The 17,435-nt window shown below is 45.4% G+C and carries 22 protein-coding genes and 1 tRNA gene; 11 read left to right on the plus strand and 12 right to left on the minus strand.

The features are described 5' to 3' along the window. The first annotated feature begins 56 nt into the window (after positions 1-56). Genes ACLSU7_RS03125 through ACLSU7_RS03140 form a run of 4 tightly spaced genes read left to right on the plus strand, consistent with a single transcriptional unit; the run spans position 57 to position 2,065 of the window. Positions 57-326 carry a helix-turn-helix transcriptional regulator gene (locus ACLSU7_RS03125; RefSeq protein WP_413294097.1) on the plus strand — a complete coding sequence of 90 codons (270 nt, stop codon included), beginning with the start codon at positions 57-59 and terminating at the stop codon, positions 324-326. Positions 327-369: 43 nt separating this feature from the next. Then, on the plus strand, positions 370-1,215 hold the full coding sequence (locus ACLSU7_RS03130) for an alpha/beta hydrolase (RefSeq protein ID WP_413294098.1): 846 nt from the start codon (positions 370-372) through the stop codon (positions 1,213-1,215). Continuing rightward, complete coding sequence (locus ACLSU7_RS03135; protein ID WP_413294099.1) at positions 1,215-1,643, plus strand: hypothetical protein; 429 nt, start codon at positions 1,215-1,217, stop codon at positions 1,641-1,643. Before ACLSU7_RS03130 ends, ACLSU7_RS03135 begins: the two co-directional genes overlap by 1 nt. Continuing rightward, the gene (locus tag ACLSU7_RS03140; RefSeq protein WP_413294100.1) at positions 1,640-2,065 is read left to right on the plus strand and encodes a hypothetical protein; all 426 of its coding nucleotides are present in this window, start codon (positions 1,640-1,642) and stop codon (positions 2,063-2,065) included. The genes ACLSU7_RS03135 and ACLSU7_RS03140 overlap by 4 nt, the downstream gene beginning before the upstream one ends. Before the next feature lie 13 nt (positions 2,066-2,078). On the opposite strand, the gene ACLSU7_RS03145 is transcribed toward ACLSU7_RS03140, so the two are convergent. The 5 genes from ACLSU7_RS03145 to ACLSU7_RS03165 form a co-directional block, all read right to left on the minus strand. Beyond that, entirely contained in the window at positions 2,079-2,306 is a 228-nt protein-coding gene (locus ACLSU7_RS03145) for an AbrB/MazE/SpoVT family DNA-binding domain-containing protein (protein WP_413294101.1), read from the minus strand. 123 nt (positions 2,307-2,429) lie between these two features. Further along, positions 2,430-2,744, minus strand: a complete 315-nt coding sequence (locus tag ACLSU7_RS03150; protein ID WP_413294102.1) for a hypothetical protein — start codon at positions 2,742-2,744, stop codon at positions 2,430-2,432. 209 nt (positions 2,745-2,953) lie between these two features. Next, positions 2,954-3,029 (minus strand) — tRNA-His (locus tag ACLSU7_RS03155). 80 nt (positions 3,030-3,109) lie between these two features. Next, a complete protein-coding gene (locus ACLSU7_RS03160; RefSeq protein ID WP_413294103.1) occupies positions 3,110-4,081 on the minus strand; it encodes a hypothetical protein in 972 nt (323 codons plus the stop codon). Next, the gene (locus tag ACLSU7_RS03165) at positions 4,062-4,880 is read right to left on the minus strand and encodes a glycosyltransferase family 2 protein (RefSeq protein WP_413294104.1); all 819 of its coding nucleotides are present in this window, start codon (positions 4,878-4,880) and stop codon (positions 4,062-4,064) included. The genes ACLSU7_RS03160 and ACLSU7_RS03165 overlap by 20 nt, the downstream gene beginning before the upstream one ends. A gap of 25 nt (positions 4,881-4,905) precedes the next feature. Here ACLSU7_RS03165 and ACLSU7_RS03170 point away from each other — a divergent pair, with 25 nt between their 5' ends. After that, a complete protein-coding gene (locus ACLSU7_RS03170) occupies positions 4,906-5,523 on the plus strand; it encodes a hypothetical protein (RefSeq protein WP_413294105.1) in 618 nt (205 codons plus the stop codon). A gap of 1 nt (position 5,524) precedes the next feature. Then, positions 5,525-6,568: a rod shape-determining protein gene (locus ACLSU7_RS03175; protein ID WP_181607304.1), complete on the plus strand. Its 1,044-nt coding sequence runs from the start codon at positions 5,525-5,527 to the stop codon at positions 6,566-6,568. Between the two features lie 50 nt (positions 6,569-6,618). On the opposite strand, the gene ACLSU7_RS03180 is transcribed toward ACLSU7_RS03175, so the two are convergent. Then, positions 6,619-7,578 carry an aminotransferase class IV gene (locus ACLSU7_RS03180; RefSeq protein ID WP_413294106.1) on the minus strand — a complete coding sequence of 320 codons (960 nt, stop codon included), beginning with the start codon at positions 7,576-7,578 and terminating at the stop codon, positions 6,619-6,621. A 130-nt stretch (positions 7,579-7,708) separates the two neighbouring features. On the opposite strand from ACLSU7_RS03180, the gene ACLSU7_RS03185 reads away from it, so the two are divergent. From ACLSU7_RS03185 to tsaA, 4 genes are read left to right on the plus strand one after another with little or no spacing between them, the layout of a single operon-like run. Then, positions 7,709-8,626: a carbonic anhydrase gene (locus tag ACLSU7_RS03185; protein WP_413294107.1), complete on the plus strand. Its 918-nt coding sequence runs from the start codon at positions 7,709-7,711 to the stop codon at positions 8,624-8,626. Between the two features lie 28 nt (positions 8,627-8,654). Then, positions 8,655-10,727, plus strand: coding sequence for a methionine--tRNA ligase (metG, locus tag ACLSU7_RS03190; RefSeq protein WP_413294108.1), 2,073 nt, complete (start codon positions 8,655-8,657; stop codon positions 10,725-10,727). Further along, positions 10,727-11,509, plus strand: a complete 783-nt coding sequence (locus ACLSU7_RS03195) for an RNA methyltransferase (protein ID WP_413294109.1) — start codon at positions 10,727-10,729, stop codon at positions 11,507-11,509. The genes metG and ACLSU7_RS03195 overlap by 1 nt, the downstream gene beginning before the upstream one ends. Next, a complete protein-coding gene (gene tsaA / locus ACLSU7_RS03200; RefSeq protein WP_413294110.1) occupies positions 11,491-12,264 on the plus strand; it encodes a tRNA (N6-threonylcarbamoyladenosine(37)-N6)-methyltransferase TrmO in 774 nt (257 codons plus the stop codon). Before ACLSU7_RS03195 ends, tsaA begins: the two co-directional genes overlap by 19 nt. Before the next feature lie 35 nt (positions 12,265-12,299). On the opposite strand, the gene ACLSU7_RS03205 is transcribed toward tsaA, so the two are convergent. Both ACLSU7_RS03205 and ACLSU7_RS03210 read right to left on the minus strand, forming a co-directional pair. Then, positions 12,300-12,737: a cysteine rich repeat-containing protein gene (locus tag ACLSU7_RS03205; RefSeq protein ID WP_413294111.1), complete on the minus strand. Its 438-nt coding sequence runs from the start codon at positions 12,735-12,737 to the stop codon at positions 12,300-12,302. A 69-nt stretch (positions 12,738-12,806) separates the two neighbouring features. Further along, on the minus strand, positions 12,807-13,394 hold the full coding sequence (locus tag ACLSU7_RS03210) for an exopolysaccharide biosynthesis protein (RefSeq protein ID WP_413294112.1): 588 nt from the start codon (positions 13,392-13,394) through the stop codon (positions 12,807-12,809). 66 nt (positions 13,395-13,460) lie between these two features. Between ACLSU7_RS03210 and ACLSU7_RS03215 the strand changes: the two genes are divergently transcribed. Next, positions 13,461-13,733 (plus strand): TMEM165/GDT1 family protein, encoded by a 273-nt coding sequence (locus ACLSU7_RS03215; protein WP_142700100.1) that lies wholly within the window; start codon positions 13,461-13,463, stop codon positions 13,731-13,733. Between the two features lie 142 nt (positions 13,734-13,875). On the opposite strand, the gene ACLSU7_RS03220 is transcribed toward ACLSU7_RS03215, so the two are convergent. The 4 genes from ACLSU7_RS03220 to ACLSU7_RS03235 form a co-directional block, all read right to left on the minus strand. After that, complete coding sequence (locus tag ACLSU7_RS03220) at positions 13,876-15,942, minus strand: sodium-translocating pyrophosphatase (RefSeq protein WP_413294113.1); 2,067 nt, start codon at positions 15,940-15,942, stop codon at positions 13,876-13,878. A 197-nt stretch (positions 15,943-16,139) separates the two neighbouring features. Continuing rightward, complete coding sequence (locus tag ACLSU7_RS03225) at positions 16,140-16,517, minus strand: hypothetical protein (RefSeq protein ID WP_413294114.1); 378 nt, start codon at positions 16,515-16,517, stop codon at positions 16,140-16,142. Further along, a complete protein-coding gene (locus ACLSU7_RS03230; RefSeq protein ID WP_413294115.1) occupies positions 16,492-16,767 on the minus strand; it encodes a heavy-metal-associated domain-containing protein in 276 nt (91 codons plus the stop codon). The genes ACLSU7_RS03225 and ACLSU7_RS03230 overlap by 26 nt, the downstream gene beginning before the upstream one ends. A gap of 10 nt (positions 16,768-16,777) precedes the next feature. Next, positions 16,778-17,407, minus strand: a complete 630-nt coding sequence (locus ACLSU7_RS03235; protein ID WP_413294116.1) for a hypothetical protein — start codon at positions 17,405-17,407, stop codon at positions 16,778-16,780. Between the last annotated feature and the right edge of the window lie 28 nt (positions 17,408-17,435).

Below are 17,435 nucleotides of genomic sequence, written 5' to 3' on the forward strand. Positions count from 1 at the left end.
GTTTTTTCATGGTTACCTGCGGTGGGTTCCTCGCACATTGTAGAAAAGTCAGAGGCTTGTCTCAAAAAGATGTTGCGGACTATTTGGGTTATAAAAATGGACAGTTCATCTCGAACTGGGAACGCGACAAATCTCAACCACCTATTCCTGTGTTAAAAGATCTTGCTAAGCTTTTTCAAATCCCTGAAGAGACAATCTTTAATGTCGTTTTAGAACAGCACTTAAGAGAGATAGCAGTGCAACTCCATAAAGATCTGGTGGGTGGCACTAAAAAGCCCGAAGATATTATTTTGGAACAAAAGCTAGTGAATCCAACAGACAAATAAGATTTCAAAATTTTCTGACTTAGACTTAGGATATACTTTTCCTATGTTCTCGGTGGATGCCTCAACTTTAAAAAGTTATCTGATTAAAATCATCGCCCTCAGTGTGGTCTCTTATTTTGGGATTCTCGCTTTGGTATTTTTCAAACAAGAAAAATTGATATTTTTTCCCTCCCCCATCCCTGATGACTTTAAATTTCCCTTTAATATTTCCTTCGAAGAAATCTTCATAGAGTCTGGCGAGGACCGTGTTCACAGTTTGCTTTTGAAAACTGCACAGCCTCGAGGTGTGATCGTTTACTTCCATGGCAATGCTGGAAGTCTGGAGGGCTGGGGCGAAGTGGGACAGGCCCTTTCTGAGCAGACCGGTTTTGATGTGTGGATGATTGATTATCCGGGATATGGCAAAAGTAGTGGGAAAATTTCTTCGCAGGCGCAGCTTTTACGAATAGCTGAAGCGACGCTCTCTAAAGCAAAGGAAAGATATCAGACAGGCGACATCATTTTATTTGGTCGCTCGCTGGGCTCTGGACTTGCAGTTTTTTTGGGAAGTGATCCCCGAGTGAAAGCTTTGATTCTGGAAACACCTTACTTGAGTTTAACTGCCATGGCGAAGAATCGCTTTCCACTTCTCCCTGCTTTTCTGATGAAATATCCCATGCAGAGTTCTGAGTGGATTACGAAAGTCTCTGTGCCGATTTTAATTCTTCATGGAAATGAAGATGAGGTGATACCATTCACTCAGGGAAAAGAACTTTCCGAAATTTCCAAGAAGGCCCAGTTTGTGGAAATCAATCGCGGTCATCATAATGATTTGGAAGAGTTTCCGAAATTCTGGAATTCAATTAAAGGATTTTTGAATCAACACACTGGGAGCAAGGACGTTCACTGATGTTTAGTTCGAAGAATATTAAGACTGCTGTCGCTTTGATTTTAATCTGTGCAGTTATGTCGTTTCTGTGGTGGAAAATTTATGGGACCGATATGGTCGATAAGGCACGATTGAGCGAGATTAAAACGAATCTTGCTTCCCTTATCACGGCTGAAGAGGCTTTTTATCAGGAGTACAACAAATACTCCGCCGACTTTAAAGCTATTGGCTTTGCGCCCGAGGGACAAGCTCGCGGAGACTTTTATCTCGAAGCCGAAAAGGTTCCCCAAGAATACAAAAGTCACTTGGCACCAGCTGACTTACCCTATGTGGGTAAAGACGATTATCAGGTTCTTATTGCCTACAGAGGCGATTCTGGTGGATTGGTCTTTTATAAATTTAAATTCGGCGGCACTTTACAGGAAGTGAAAATGAAGGAGCAGCCGTGAGAAAGAACATTTTAGATATTAAAAATCAGCTGCTTCATATTCTCACTGCACTCGGCATTACTATGGCAATCATTGCAGTTTGCAGCGTCGTGGTGGTTTATGGATTCCACCAATGGGATGAAAAGTATGGCGAGGCGAGCACGCTGGCGATAAGAACAGCTGCCTTTACCCTTCATGCAGTTAATTATTATATTTTAGTTCTTGCGGGACTTTTTGTGATCAATCGCAGACTGAGTGGGTATAAAGCTGCGGCTTTATTAGGATGTCTGTATGGATTTTATCAGCAGATCAGTTTAAATGCTTTAGAGTTTTCTTCTTACCATGATCATCCTTTAAACAACCCCCTGGCTGTAGCGATCATTCTGCCGGCTTTACTGACACTTTCCATTCTGTATTTTGAAACGGCTAAAAAGGAATCGTAATAAAAAGTGAGCCCTACAGGCCCACTTCTTCTTCTTTGTCTGTCCATTCAAGAAGAGACATTTCAGAAGTTTTTGTCCAGTCGACATTCACTTTACCGATGATTTTGATCGACACCTCATCGCCATTGATCGTCCAAAGAAGAGTGTCACCTTTGGCGATTCTTAGTGCTTTACGCACTCGAGCGGGAATGGTCGTTTGATTTTTTCTTGAGGCTTTGGAAGTGGCAGCTGTTTTACTCATTGTTGCTTGCTCCAATGTACTGAAACTGAGGGTCTTGCTGATATCAGGATATGGGTTCTGCGGTGCTGTTGTCGAACAGATGTCTCGACCAGACCGTACAAACAATCCTTTGTACCAGTTGGATTAGCGAACTTTCGTGTCGTTGATGATTTTCATACCGGGACTGGCTTGTTCTGCAATTTTGCCAACCTTGGTTTGCTCTTCAGCGGATTTAACGGAGCCTTTAAGAATGATACAATTGTGTTTTTCGAAGATACCGACGTTTTGAGCGCTGGCCGAGAGAGTGGCATCACTTTTTAGGAGTGTGCGAATGGCATCGCTGATCTCGATGGTTTCAACTACCGATTCATCCTGCTCATCCGGGGCTTGTTCAGGAATAGCGTTTGCCTGGGCACCCAACATTAGAAACAGAGCCGCAAATATCAAAAATCTTTTCATGATATCCTCAGTAGTTTCTTAAATTGTGGGGGCCAATTTCTGATTTGAGAAGGATTTTAAGGAACGGAGGTCTAAATCTCGACGATCTCACTGGCGGGACTGGGCAAAGGCCTGCTATTTGAACGAATCGAGCTATGGCAAAAATCATCGCGTGCGTCGCGTGAAGATACTGCTATTTGATTTTTTGGGATTTATAAAAGAAGAAAAATTGGGGTGACCGACGGGGCTTGAACCCGCGACACTCGGAATCACAATCCGATGCTCTACCAACTGAGCTACGGCCACCACAAAGGAAGGTCTTTTATAGAGCTTCCCAGGGTAAAGTGCAAGTTGGAAAAAGGTGGAATCTTAAAATTCTTTAAAGTCTAATAATCACAAGGGGCTACGACGGGTTGCGCCTTACAGTTTATGCTCGCATTTTGCGCATTTAAGAGAGTTTCTTCGGCCCAATCACCGTTCGCGTTACAGCGGTGGCGTTGGCAAGAAACGCCTGACTTCGCTAACAGACACTGCTTTTTCTCTGCCTTGGGATTTCCCACACAGACCCAGGAACACTCGTTAAAACGGGCGCTCGGATTGGAACAAATCGCTCCGGATTTTTTTGCGGCCTGAGTGGCCTTTTGGTGTTTTTTGGCCAGCTGTGCGGCTTGCGCCTGGCGCTTTTTCTCGGCCCCATCAAAGGATGCGAGCTCTTTGTCACTAATCTTTGTCACCGGCGTAAGATTACCGCGGGGGATTTTTTTACCTTTTAGCAAAACGTCATAGGCAATCTCTCCGCCCTCGACCATTCCTTGGAATCCAACTTGCTCTCCAGTTTTTGCCTGTGCCGTGGTTTCACCGTTCAGTGCTGAAAACTCGATGGAGCCCTTTAGAACTTTCACTTCACCATAGGCTTTCGGGCTATCGATATGGAAAATAAAATCTCCCGCTGGTGGAAGAAATTCGTAAAGATCTGTGCGCAAAACCGTGTTGTAGCTGGGCTTTTCAGATTCTTTTTGCACCCAACGAACACTCCCCGAGCGCAGGGTTAAAACGGGGGCTTCCCCACCCTCCCAGCTGATAGTTGGCAATAAGACCGTACTGTTTGGAAGAACCACAAAGTGGCGAACTCCATCGAGCGCAACTCTTACAGTAGAATCTTCCGAGGTTTCAAAAAGTGCTTTTTCTTGAAGGGGTGTTTTGGTGGTGAGCTTTACTTTGCCGCCGTCTTTACCAGTCAGACTCACAGAGCCCTGGATTTCCTCGACTGCGGGGTATTTGGGCGCCGCCCAGGATGTCGCTGCAGTTAAAGATAATAGTGAAAGTAGGACTTTAAGTTTAAGTATTTTCTTTAACACGTTCGAGCTCCCAGAGTTTTACATACTTCAAGAATAGCGAATAAGCGGCTCCGATTGCGATAACAAAACCTGGAAGGCCATCCAAAAATCCTGCTTTCACAAAGTAGGTTTCGACAAACTTTCCAAAGGGTTTAAAGAGCATCTTGAGATATGAGAAGCTTTTGCCTTTCGCTTGAAGCTCCCGGGCGCCAAGGCTTGAATAGCGATCATTGGTGACAACCTGATCACTGAGGTCATCAAAGACATAGTGAAGCAATGGTGACTGCATTTTTAGGACAGTTTTTACTTCGACCTTTTCATGTACGTTAGCGGAATTCCAACGACTTTGGGATTTATTAAACAGACGAAGTTGGTAGTCAGGATACCACCCTCCATGCATTATCCAGCGCCCCATATGGAAAGATTTGCGAGGAAACAGGTAGCCTGCATCGGGATTTAATGAAGAAAACTGAGAGATGATTTCAGAAGCCAGTTCTGGACTTAATGCTTCGTCGGCATCGAGGGACAAAATCCAATGGTTCTTTGCTTGTTCGGCCGCAAAAGCTTTCTGAGGACCGAATCCGCGCCATTTTTCTTGGAAGACACGAGCGCCTGCTTTTTCAGCAACCTCCACGGTGCGATCCGTCGAAAAACTATCTACGACAACGACGTCATCCGCAAAGGGAACGGAACGAATGCAGCGGTCGATATGGGCTTCTTCGTTCAAGGCAATCACAACAAGAGAAATTGGAAGTTTCGTCACTGAATTAGCTTGGTGTTCGATCAAGGTCTTGTCAAATGATTCGCAACTCGATAACATTTTTTTGAGTGAAAGGTCTTTCTTGATGAAATTTGCTAAATACTTCGTTTTCTGTCTCTTTTTATCCTCCACCGCGCATGCTTACTTGAGCATCATTGAATCGGCTGAAGTTCTTCCTTCAAACCTTTTCCAATTCGGGGTTGAACCACAAATTTTGACAAACCGAGAAAGCGGCGCAAATTTTAATATCTTTGCGGAAACAGGGTTTAACGATTCCACAAGTGGGCGCCTAACTTTGGGTGGCGGCTCAATCGACTTTAATGCTTTTGCAAGTGTGAAATGGGTTCCGTTCCCAGATGTGGCGAACCAACCAGCAATGGGCCTTCGCTTTGGTGCCGGCATTGCTAGAGAAAAAGATGACAACGTTGTACAACTTCAGGTCGCTCCCCTTGTGAGCAAAAAGTTTGATACAGAATATGGATTGACTGTTCCTTATCTGGCGATTCCATTCACTTACCTGAACACGAAAGAAGATAATTACGTGGCCACAAATCTGGCAGTGGGCACAGAGTGGCATCACCCGGAGTTAAAAGACACAATGACGTTGGGTGCAGAGCTCGGTGTAGACTTGAACAAGTCTTACACTTACATCAGCATTTTCGCGACTTTCCCGTTCGAGACGAGCAAAGGATTCGGTAGATAGTATGTTTTCATGGTTGTTTAAAGACGAAGCCGGTACTGCTGCAGACCTTTACGTAGATTTGGGAACTGCGAATACTTTGATCGCGGCTCGCGGCAAAGGAATTATCCTGAACGAACCTTCTTTGATTGCTTACCAACAGACAAGCCCCGGCCGCAAACGCGTGATCGCCGTTGGAACCGATGCGAAAGAAAAATTGAGCAACAATCCAGGGAATATCTTTGCACAAAAACCGATTCGCGACGGAGTCATCGCTGACTTTGAAACGACGGAAGTAATGCTTAAACATTTCCTTAGCCAGCCGGGTGTAAAATCAGCATTTTCTCGCCCGCGCATTGTCGTTTCATTGCCTTACGGTGTGACTGAAGTTGAAAAGAAAGCTGTTATTGAATCATGTAAAGCGGCGGGTGCCAAAGAGGTATTTTTGATCGACGAACCGATGGCTGCGGCTATTGGATCCGGCCTGAATGTTAAATCTGCTGAAGGCAATATGATCATCGATATGGGTGGCGGTACGACGGAAGTGGCTGTTATTGCCCTGGCTGATATCGTTTACTGTGAAGCGGCTCGAGTCGGTGGTCACAAAATCGATGATGCGATTATTGATTACTTCAAACGCTACAAAAAATTGCACATCAACGATCAAACGGCGGAATATCTGAAAGTCACTATCGGAACTGCGGTTCCAAAAAAAGATATCAAGATGGCGACGATCACGGGTCGCGATGCTGATACAGGTATGAATAAAACGATCGAAGTAAGCTCTGAAGATGTGGGACTTGCGATGAACTCTTGTATTCAAGAAGTTATCAATGCAATTCACAAAGCTTTGGAACACACTCCACCGGAACTGGTATCTGATATTATCGAACGCGGTGTTGTTTTGGCCGGTGGTGGCGCCTTGATTCGTGATTTTGATCTGCGCATTCAAAACGAAGTTCGCTTGTCTGTTCGCGTGGCTGAGAATCCACTGACCGCGATTGCGATGGGTGGTGAGGCCGTGCTTTCCGATCCTGAACTGTTGGATAAAATCCAACTGGAAGTTTAGTTTTTATTTAGAGTTGAATTTAAGAAGCTCCGGGGATGCCGGAGCTTTTTTTATATCAGGACCGCGTTTTTCATTTCTTCACGCAAGAGTTCATTGAGCTCCTTGGCAATCGGGCCTTGAACGCCAGATCCGATTTTAACCCCCTCATACGTTGTGACTGGCAAAACATCGAGGGTTGTTCCGATCATCATTACTTCTTTGGCTGACCTTACATCGGCTTCAGTAAAATTTCGCTCTTTAATTCCAGCAATTTTTCCGGTTTTCACTAATTTTTCTGCAAGTGCAAAGGTGCGGATCATTGTTGTTCCTTTTAAAATTTGATGCAGTGGTGGGCGCACTAACACGCCATCGCGATCCAGGATGACGATGTTTTCCGTACTCCCCTCGAGAAAATTTCCGTGCTCGTCGACGTTGATCGTAAAATCAAGACCCCGGTCCACGCTTTCTTTTTTCATTAAAACGTTCGGAAGATAATTGCAGGATTTGATTCTTGCGAGTGTTGGATCTTTCGGTGGGACCAAGCTTTTTCCGATGATGACACCTTGTTGATATTTTTCTGCGGGTAAAAGCTTAAGAGTCGTTACCACTAGATACATCTGCGAGCTGACCGAGTCGTAGGGATTCGTAGTGAAGCCACCGGGACCGCGAGAGATATAAAGTCTTAATAGAGCGTCTTTCACACCAGCGGCAGTCATGGTCTGCGCAATGATGGATTTCATTTTTTCGAGCGGCATAGGTAAGCTAATGCCGATGAGCTTTGCGGAGTTTTCTAAACGACGCAAATGTTCGTCGAATAAAAAGACTCGACCATTTACGACCTTGATGGCCTCAAACACGCCATCACCGCGATGAACCAGATGATCGTCGATAGGAACCACCATCATTCCCGGCTCTGTCACAATGCCATCCCACCATGTTGAGTACATCGCAAGATACGTCTGTTGCGCGGGATAGTTTTTTTCCGCAAGCTTTGCTCGGGCTTGTTCGGCGGTAAGTAAGGCAACTGACATAGAATCGACTCCTTAAAGGTGCTTTCACTATTCTCAGAAGTGCTTTTCACTCTGGCAAGTTTTTTGTTTTTTAGTTTGACGATCTTAAGCAACGGTTTGGAGAATAGGATTACCATTCAGGGAGGATTCAATGTTTTTTCGTGTGACTCTTTTACTGGTTGCTATGACTTTGTCCGCGTGCTCGGCCTTTCAGGGGCGGCGCTCTTTGAATCAGACTGAGACTCCTCCCATTACGTCCCCGGCTGAAGACAATGCAACTGCCGCCGACAAAGTTCGCGCGCAAGAGTTGCGTGATGCCGTGGCAGCGGAGACTGCAAAACAAAAACAGAGAACTCCAGAAGCGAGTGCCACGACACCGACTGCTAAAGCCATTACGAAACCCCCTCATGATGAACACGATCACAGTGACCACCATCAAGTCCCCGCCGATCACAAGGCCCGCGAAGCTGGTCCAGTTTCTGCGGAGAAGTCTTTGGGATGGTTAAAAAACGGGAATACTCGTTTCGTTAAAGGGAGTTTCCGTAAAGATGGAGCTTCTGCAAAAGACCGTGCCCGTTTGGTATTAGGTCAAAAACCCCACGCGGTAGTTCTGTCCTGCAGCGACTCCCGCGTGCCTCCTGAAGTTTTATTTGATCAAAAACTGGGCGAAATCTTTGTCGTACGTACAGCGGGCGAAGCTTTGGACGACAACGTCATTGGAAGCATTGAATACGCAGTGGATCACTTGGGGTCCAATCTGATCGTCGTGATGGGGCATAGCTCCTGTGGAGCCGTTAGGGCGGCTCTAGCGTCATTGGATGGAGCCGATCTTGGTAGCCCTGCATTAAATGGCTTGGTGGCGGATTTAAAGCCTCATTTGCAACAGTATGCGAGCAAAAAACCTAGTGAGGGCGTCGTTGAGGAATCCACTGCAAACGTCAATGGTGTGGCTCACGATCTTTTGGCTCGATCTCAAATCTTGCGTGACGCTGTAGCCTCTGGTGAGGTAAAAATTGCTAGAGCCCTTTACCATCTCGAAACCGGTAAGGTGGAGTGGCAAGACAAGTAGCTGGATAAGTAAAAATGGAGTTTAACTGATGAGTTCCCCGCGTAAAATTTTGATGACCTGTGCCCTTCCCTACGCCAACGGCTACATTCACTTGGGCCACCTGGTGGAGTACTTGCAAGCTGACTTTTGGGCACGCTTTCAAAACATGCGCGGGAATGAATGCGTCTTTATTTGCGCGGATGACACCCACGGAACTCCGATCATGGTTAAAGCCCGCGAGCTGGGTATCACGCCCGAGCAATTGATCGCTAATTCCTTTAAAGAACACACGGCGGACTTTGCAGACTTCCAAGTGAAGTTCTCGCATTATGGTTCCACCAACGCTCCAGAGAACAAAGCTTTGATTGAGCAGTTCTATGGTAAATTCGTTGAAGGCGGCCACACGCGCACGCAAGCCATTCAACAACTTTACTGCAATCACGATAAAATGTTTTTGCCAGATCGTTTCGTGAAGGGCACATGCCCTAAGTGCGGCGCTAAAGAGCAATATGGTGATTCCTGTGATGTGTGTGCTTCGACTTATTCCCCGAGCGACATGAAAGATGTGCACTGTTCTATGTGTGGAACGGCTCCGGTGCTAAAAGGCTCTGAGAGTATTTTCTTTAAGCTGAATGATTTTAAAGATTATTTGGCGGAGTGGATTCCAAAACACTCGGCTCCCGATATCGCTAAAAAAATGCTGGAGTGGTTTAATGAGGACCTTCATGACTTGGATATCTCTCGTGATGAACCATACTTTGGTTTTCCTATTCCAGGCACTGATGGCAAAAAGTTTTTCTATGTTTGGGTGGATGCTCCAATGGGGTATATGTCCACGACGGAAATCTGGGCTAAGAACAATGGTAAGACTTTGAAAGATATCTGGCAGGATCCGGCGCGCGAAATTTATCATTTTATCGGTAAAGACATCGCTCGCTTCCATACTATTTTCTGGCCAGCTTTTTTGAAGGCTGCTGATTTCCGATCTCCAAATCAAGTTTTCGTTCATGGTCACTTGATGGTGAATGGCGAGAAAATGTCTAAATCCAAAGGGACATTTATCGCGGCTCGTACTTATTTGAATCACTTGAATCCCGAGTATCTGCGCTTCTATTACTCTACGAAATTAAATAGTTCTGTAGACGATATTGATTTGAATTTGGAAGAGTTCGTAAACCGTGTAAATTCTGAGCTTGTGGGTAAGATCACAAACTTGGGTTCTCGTGGTGGCCAGATGCTGAAAAAGAAAATGGACGGCAAAATGAGCACTCCGGATGCTGAGGGGCAAAAGCTGATCTCTCATGCTCAAGGGAAATCAGAAGTGATTGCTGGCCATTATGAGGCGCGTGATTTTGCGAAGGCTTTGGCTGAGATTCGTACCTTGGCTGATGATGCTAACAAGTACTTTGATGAAAAAGCTCCGTGGAAAACATTGGACACAGATCCAGTGGGCACAAAACAAGTGATCACGACGACTTTGAATGTTTTCAGAATGCTTGCGATTTATTTGAAACCAGTTCTTCCGTATTACACAGAAAAAGTGGCAAAGCTTTTAGGTGAAAAAGATTACGTTTGGAATGACGTAAACACTGTTCTTACGAATCGTGAGATTGGTGATTACGAGCATTTAGCAACTCGCGTGGAAGCTGATAAAGTGAAAGCGATGGTTGAGGAAAGTCGTAAGATCAATGAAGAGATTCAAGCTGCTAAGAAAGCGGCTTCAACAGCTCCTGCTGCGGCGGCGACTGGTGGAGATAAGAAAGTTGGGGCCCCTGCTGGCGATACGAAGCCTGGGGAAATTGAATTTGCTGATTTTGAAAAAGTGGAGCTTCGCGTAGGTCTGGTTGTTGAAGCCGAAGAAATCAAAGAGGCTGATAAACTTTTGAAATTGAAAATTGATATCGGTGGTGGCGAGATTCGTCAGATCATTTCCGGCATTAAAGCCGCTTACAAAGCTGAGCAACTGATTGGTCGCAAACTTTTGGTGTGCGTGAATTTGAAACCTCGTAAGATGAAATTTGGTATGTCTGAAGGCATGGTCTTGGCAGCGGGAACTGGTGGAAGCGATTTGTTCATGCTTTCCCCGGATGATGGCGCTCAGGTCGGCCAAAGAGTGAAATAATGAGCCTTTCTGCTCAAGATAAAAAATCCCTCGATGAAATTCACAGGCTTTTTCTGGAGCTTGAAAAATCCTCGGGGGATTTTTCTTTTGATGGTGCGAAACTTTCTGAGCTTAAGAAAAAAATCGCGGCCTTGGCGGCCAGCGAAAATAGCGATGTCAGCCGTCTGGCCGGTTCGGAAGCGCATCTGCACGGTAAAATGACTTTAAAACATTTCATCGCTTATGGAATTCCCTTTGAGCGAGTTTTGCATCGTAACTTACAGGATGATGAGTTCCTTATTATAGAAAATGATAAAATGGCGACTCCACAGGAATCGCTGCCGTTAGTATTTGTCTTAGACAATATTCGTTCAGCCTTTAACGTGGGTTCCATCTTTCGCACTGCCGAGTGTCTGGGGGCAGAGAGAGTTTTACTTTGCGGATACACTCCAAATCCGACGCAGTGGAAAGTTGAAAAGACGGCCATGGGAACTCAAGAGTACATGGAATGGGAAGAGCATGCTCATTTGATGGACTGCCTGGAAACTTTGAAAGAAGATGGTTATCGTCTGGTAGCACTTGAAACCGCAGCTTCGGCTTCGGATTTATATGAATCTTTTGAGACGGAACCCACTGCCTTTATTTTAGGTAATGAACGCTTTGGGCTGGATCCGGAAATTTTGAAAGTGATTGATGAAGTTCGCGTGATTCCACTTCGTGGGCGTAAGAACTCTTTAAATGTGGGTGTAACGGCGGCCGTGGCGGGCTTTGAATGGATGAGGCAATGGCGAGCGAGAAAATAGAACTGACTCCCATTGGGCATTTTAAAAGCTCACAAGTGCATCCATATGAAGCTGGCAGACAGCCGGATGCTCACCATGCAAATGGTGTCATTGAGTTATTGCCCGGCCAAAATTTTGAACAGGCCCTTGAAGGTCTGGATGGCTGCAAAAAAATCTGGGTGATCTTTACTTTCCATCGGAATAACCACTGGAACCCTATGGTGCTGCCTCCTCGCGGGCGTAGTACTAAGATTGGAGTTTTCGCCACTCGCTCCCCTTACCGCCCTAACCCTGTGGGCATGAGCTGTGTCGATATGGTTTCGATTGATAAATTGAAAATTGAAGTCGCTGGCGCTGATATCTTGGACGGCTCCCCGATTCTGGATATCAAACCTTATGTTGCATATGCGGATGCTTTCCCAGGAGTTGAACCGGAATGGCTAAACGATGCGGAAAAGCATGAGGTTGAATTTTCCGTCAGTGCTGAAAAAGCCTTGGTCTATTTGGAGGCAAAGGGTTTAGAAAACTTACGGGGGTTTTTCCAGCATCAGTTGGAATTTGAACCCACCAATTCAAAAAAGAAACGCGTGAAGGCGTTGAATGAAATGGATTTCGTGATTGCTTACCGAACCTGGCGCGGTGTTTTTACAATGGAAGACAGGAAAATTACGGTTCTGCGAATTGAAAGCGGTTATTCTGAACAAGATTTGAAAAATGCGGAAGACACTTATCAGGATAAAGAACTGCATCGCGAGTTTTTAAAGCAGCAGTTTTAAGTCATAAAAAAAGCCGGGTCTCCCCGGCTTTTTAATTATTTTTTGTGCTTAGCTTTCATGTTTTCGATTTTGTCTTTGCAGGCTTGATTCAATTCATCTTTGTGATCCTTCATACAAGTCATCATTGCACCTTTGCCTGGCTTCACATCACCGCAGAACTTCTCTGCGTCTTCATGGCAGGCTTCGTGAACACCTTTCATGGCTTTTTTCATGTCTGCCATTTTGGCTTTACATTCTTTGGAAACTTTTTTGCGATTGTCTTTCATGCACTTGTGCATGTCTTTGCCTGGAGTCACACCTGGACACAAAAGATCCATATCCTTTGCACAAGGCCCCGTCTTGATAGCCCCTGATGCGGGTTCAGATGGCGAAGGCGTCGTCGTTGGCGCCGCTGTTTCAGGTGTCTGCGCAAAAGACACTGTTGCAAAGGTAGCCGTCATAGCGAAAGCACAAAGTGCGATCATCGATTTCATTCATATCCTCCTGTTGATTGAACATATAAATCATAGCTGGTGATATTATGAATGCAAATGATCTCTGCACTAAAACAGGTGCTTGGCTCCAATGACGAGAGAGCTGAAAAAACTGACCACCACCCCACACCAGGCATAACTAAACAGTGTGAAAAGTCCGTCCTTTTCAAGGTAACCGATTGCACACAGGACGATGGCAATAGCTGGCACGGTGTTGGAAAAAGGAATCGGCAAAGGAAGGGCAAGCAAAACCGCATTCACGGCAAGAACCAAGAAATTCAACAGACGAAAGAAATGGGCATCATGGAAAAACGGCATGCGCTTTTTTACGATCTTAGCGACATAGGTCCATACTTTTTCGGCATGGTTGCTGATTCTTAAAATCGTGTGCGCAGAAATTTTAACATTTTCCCACCGGCGTGGAAGCCACGGTGGTTTTCTTAGGAAAAGAAAAAAAGAAACAAGGATGATCAACCCACCTGAGATTGTCGAAAGACCTGGCACGGGAATGGGAAACAGATACGGCAAGCAAAGTACGAGTAAAATCATGCCGTGACCTTCTTCACCCAGAAGGCTGAATACTTTTTTTAAAGAGAGGTCACCATGTCCTGCCTCTTCCTGCAAAAGATCCATGGCGGCAATAAACTCACTTTTCAATCTTGCCTTCCTTTCATCCTAATTCATAAAATACTAGAACTTGAAATATATTCTAAAGGACCGGCTATGGATTGGAAGATTTTTGCGAGCACTTTCATCACTATTTTTTTGGCAGAGATGGGCGATAAGACACAGTTTGCAGCACTCGCTGCGTCCAGCCAGACGAAATCGACTATGACGGTTTTAATCGCGGTGGTATTGGCTCTTGGTTTAGCCGGCGCTTTGGGCGTGATTTTTGGACGCTATCTTGGACAAATGTTAAATCCGCAGATCATGAAATACGTTTCAGGGACTTTATTTATTCTCGTCGGGATCTGGGTTTTAACGGCTAAAAGCTAGAGCCCGTTAAATGGCATGGATTTTTTTGCTTACTAACATCAGATAAATCACACTCAACCGTTATGTAACATTAGCATTCGACAATAAAAAAAGGAGCCTCGAGGGGCTCCTTTTTTATTCTTTTTCGGTCAGAAGATCGCGACTAGATAGTAGCGATCAATTGAGCGATCAACAAAGATACGACAGACATAACTTTGATCAAGATCGCGATACCAGGACCAGAAGTATCTTTGAACGGGTCACCTACAGTGTCACCAACAACTGCCGCTTTGTGAGCGTCAGAACCTTTAGGATGACCTGGCAATCCACCTTTTTCGATGAATTTCTTAGCGTTATCCCATGCACCACCAGCATTCGCCATGTACAGAGACAAAGTTGCACCCACAGCCAAACCACCCGCAAGAAGACCTGCTAGAGCTTGAGGACCCAAGATGAAGCCCACTGCTACTGGAGCAAGGATCGCGATCATACCTGGCAAGATCATTTCGAACAACGCTGCTTGAGTCGCGATGTCTACGATTTTAGCTGGTTGTGGTTCCGCTTTACCTTCACGAAGACCTGGGATTTCCTTGAACTGACGAGCAATTTCAAGAACGATTTTTTGAGCCGCTTTACCAACCGCAGTCATAGTTGTTGAACCAACTAGGAACGGAAGGATGGAACCGATCAAGATACCGATCAAAACGCCAGAAGAAGTAAGATCCAAAGACATTGCTTGCAAACCTTTTTGCAAACGGATGTGGTTCACTTCCATGTTGAATGCAGAGAATAGAGCAAGAACTGTTAGGATCGCAGAACCGATCGCGAACCCCTTACCGATTGCTGCAGTTGTGTTACCAACAGCATCCAATTCGTCAGTGATGTCACGAACGTTTTTACCAAGACCTGACATTTCAGAGATACCACCCGCATTATCGGCGATAGGTCCGTAAGCATCTACAGTCATTACAACTGCAGTACCAGCCAACATACCAACTGCTGCGATAGCAATACCATATAGACCCAAAGCGTGGTCAGCGATGTAAGCTGCAGCCACAACGATCAACATTGGGATAGCAGTTGATTCCATACCTACTGCCAAACCACGGATCACACCAGTACCTGCACCAGTCAAAGCGGCTTCTGCAACTAGACGGATTGGACGGTGAGCTGTGTAGTACTCAGTGATAAGACCAATCAAAGCACCACCGAACGCACCTGCTGCCAAAGCAACAGTTACTGATTGAGAGATACCGAACATTGGAAGAACGATTGCTGCTGCGATCGTCAACAAGATTGGCGGAATGATCAAAGCATTGCGAAGAACTGTCGCTGGCTTGCCGTTTTTAAACGCGCGAGCCAAGAAGATCACAACGATAGAGATAATCATACCAAGACCAGAAAGAACTAGAGGCAACGCTACACCAGCGCCGCGAACAACAGCTGCATCTGTAGAATCAGTCAAAAGTTTACCCAAGCCTTCAGCAGGGATTGTCAATGCGATGGCCATCGCAGAAACGATTGCTGCAACCATGGACTCATAGATATCTGCGCCCATACCAGCAACGTCACCCACGTTGTCACCAACGTTGTCGGCGATAACGCCTGGGTTACGAGGGTCATCTTCAGGAATGTTCTCTACGACTTTACCAGCGATGTCTGCACCTACGTCAGCCGCTTTAGTGTAGATACCACCACCGATACGCGCGAAAAGTGCGATAGAAGAAGCGCCCACAGCAAATGAATGAAGAATTGTACCAACGATGTCAGTTTGATCTTTGAACATCATGTAGATAACGCCCAAACCGATCAATGCAAGACCTGCTACGGAAAGACCCATAACAGCGCCGCCGTCCAAAGCCACAAGAAGAGCTGCTGGTTTAGAACCAGTTGCTGCTGCTTGAGTTGTGCGAACGTTTGCGTAAGTCGCAGCTTTCATACCAAAGAATCCAGCAAGCAAAGACAAGAAAGCACCCAGGATAAATGATCCCGCTGCGATCGCGCCTAGAGCGTACCAAAGAACCAAGCCTACGACGATTGCGTAGACAAAAAGAACCTTGTACTCACGTACAAGGAAAGCCATCGCGCCTTCACGAACGTAGCCCGCGATGCGATTCATAGTTTCATTGCCAGTCGGTTGTGCCTTCACGCGAAGGTACAGAACTACTGCCAACACCAAACCAATAACCCCAGCGATCGCTGGAGACATTAGCAAGTTATTACTAAACATTGTTGCACTCCATGTTTGATTTCTCGTTTAAATTACGAAGACTTAGGGATAATCAAAACATTGCATCCAGTCAACGAAGTGAGTTTGGCGGATTCGCTTTTTGAGGCTCACTGCGTTAAGAAAAGGTCGCGCCGGAGGAAAAGGTACGGACACACTTTCTCCATAAACTGGAGAAAGTGTGTCCGTACCTTTTCCCTTTAGAGAAGGGGTGCGATGAAAGCGAAGAAGGCTCCGATCAAAAATATGATCACGGAGATCGCGTAAACTCGAGATGAGAACTTTCTGCCCGTTATGCAGGCATCTCTTAAAACAGGATCGATGGGACAGGGGGCATTGCGGTTAAACCACATCAACAACCCGTTCGCGGCAAGCATGAGTGCTGCAAAAATGAACACTTCTGTTTTGTGTTCAGAAATCCAAATGAGGCCGGGCACTTTTGTGGCCACTCCAGCAAGCACCGCTCCCAATCCAAGACTTACAAACAACGCAGGGAGCGCACAACAAACCAGCGTTCCTGCCGAACTAAATAAAGTTAAATAAGTTATAAAACTATTTTTTGTCGAAGCTGACTTCATAGCCCGCATCCTTTAATAGTGTTTCAATTTTTTCGTGGGAAAGTTTTTTTCCTTCATTGTACGTGAGCTTCACGAATTTTTTCTCTAAACTTACTTCCACTTTGGAAACTTCCGGTTGCTCTTGAAATTTTTTAGTAATTCCCTGAGCACAGAAGGAGCACACCATTCCTTTAACTCCAACCGTTTCTGTTTCTGCTGCAAAAGCTGCTGTCGAAAATATCAGTGATAAAGCAAAGGCCAAAGACTTCATAAATTCTCCCTTAAAAATGCACCATATAGTTAAATGCCCAATTTCCGTTAAAGCCCGCACCCAATTCCACCAAGACATTGCGATAGAAAAGTCGAATGAACTGAGTCAGCTCCACGCCTGTGTCATTCTGTTTATCGGCCTGAAGAATGAACCAGGCGTTGATGTCGTTATATTCTGCCAAATAAGGCGCAACACCTGCTCGCACCTTGATCATTTCAAAATCGGGTCTTAGCTGGGGTTCAGAATGATCGCGCAAGAATCTTCCATAGGAAGCAGCTGTATAATATTTACGAGACTCCCAATCGAGATCGACGGATGCATACCCCACACCTTTTTTTTGTTCGTAAGAGTTCTCGGCTCCATACCCTGCGCTCAGATAAATGTTCCCTTGGGAGTCTTCGTTATTCCAGCGTTTGGCGAGATAGTTAATTCGCGGCAAGGTGTAATTCACATCATCAACTTTCAAATAATACAGACCGCCAGCGAGATAAGACTGAAACGAATATGTCAGTAGCAATTCATTTTCTCCGGGCTTATTATAAGACATCAACGACGTCGCCCCTTGATACGAAACAGGATGAGCTTGCACTTCCAGACTAAGACTTGCGATGAGTATCAAAAATAACGTTAGCATCTTCATACTTGTTTGTTCCTTCATACGCTATTAG

The organism is Bdellovibrio sp. HCB185ZH, assembly GCF_047302455.1.
Lineage (GTDB): Bacteria > Bdellovibrionota > Bdellovibrionia > Bdellovibrionales > Bdellovibrionaceae > Bdellovibrio.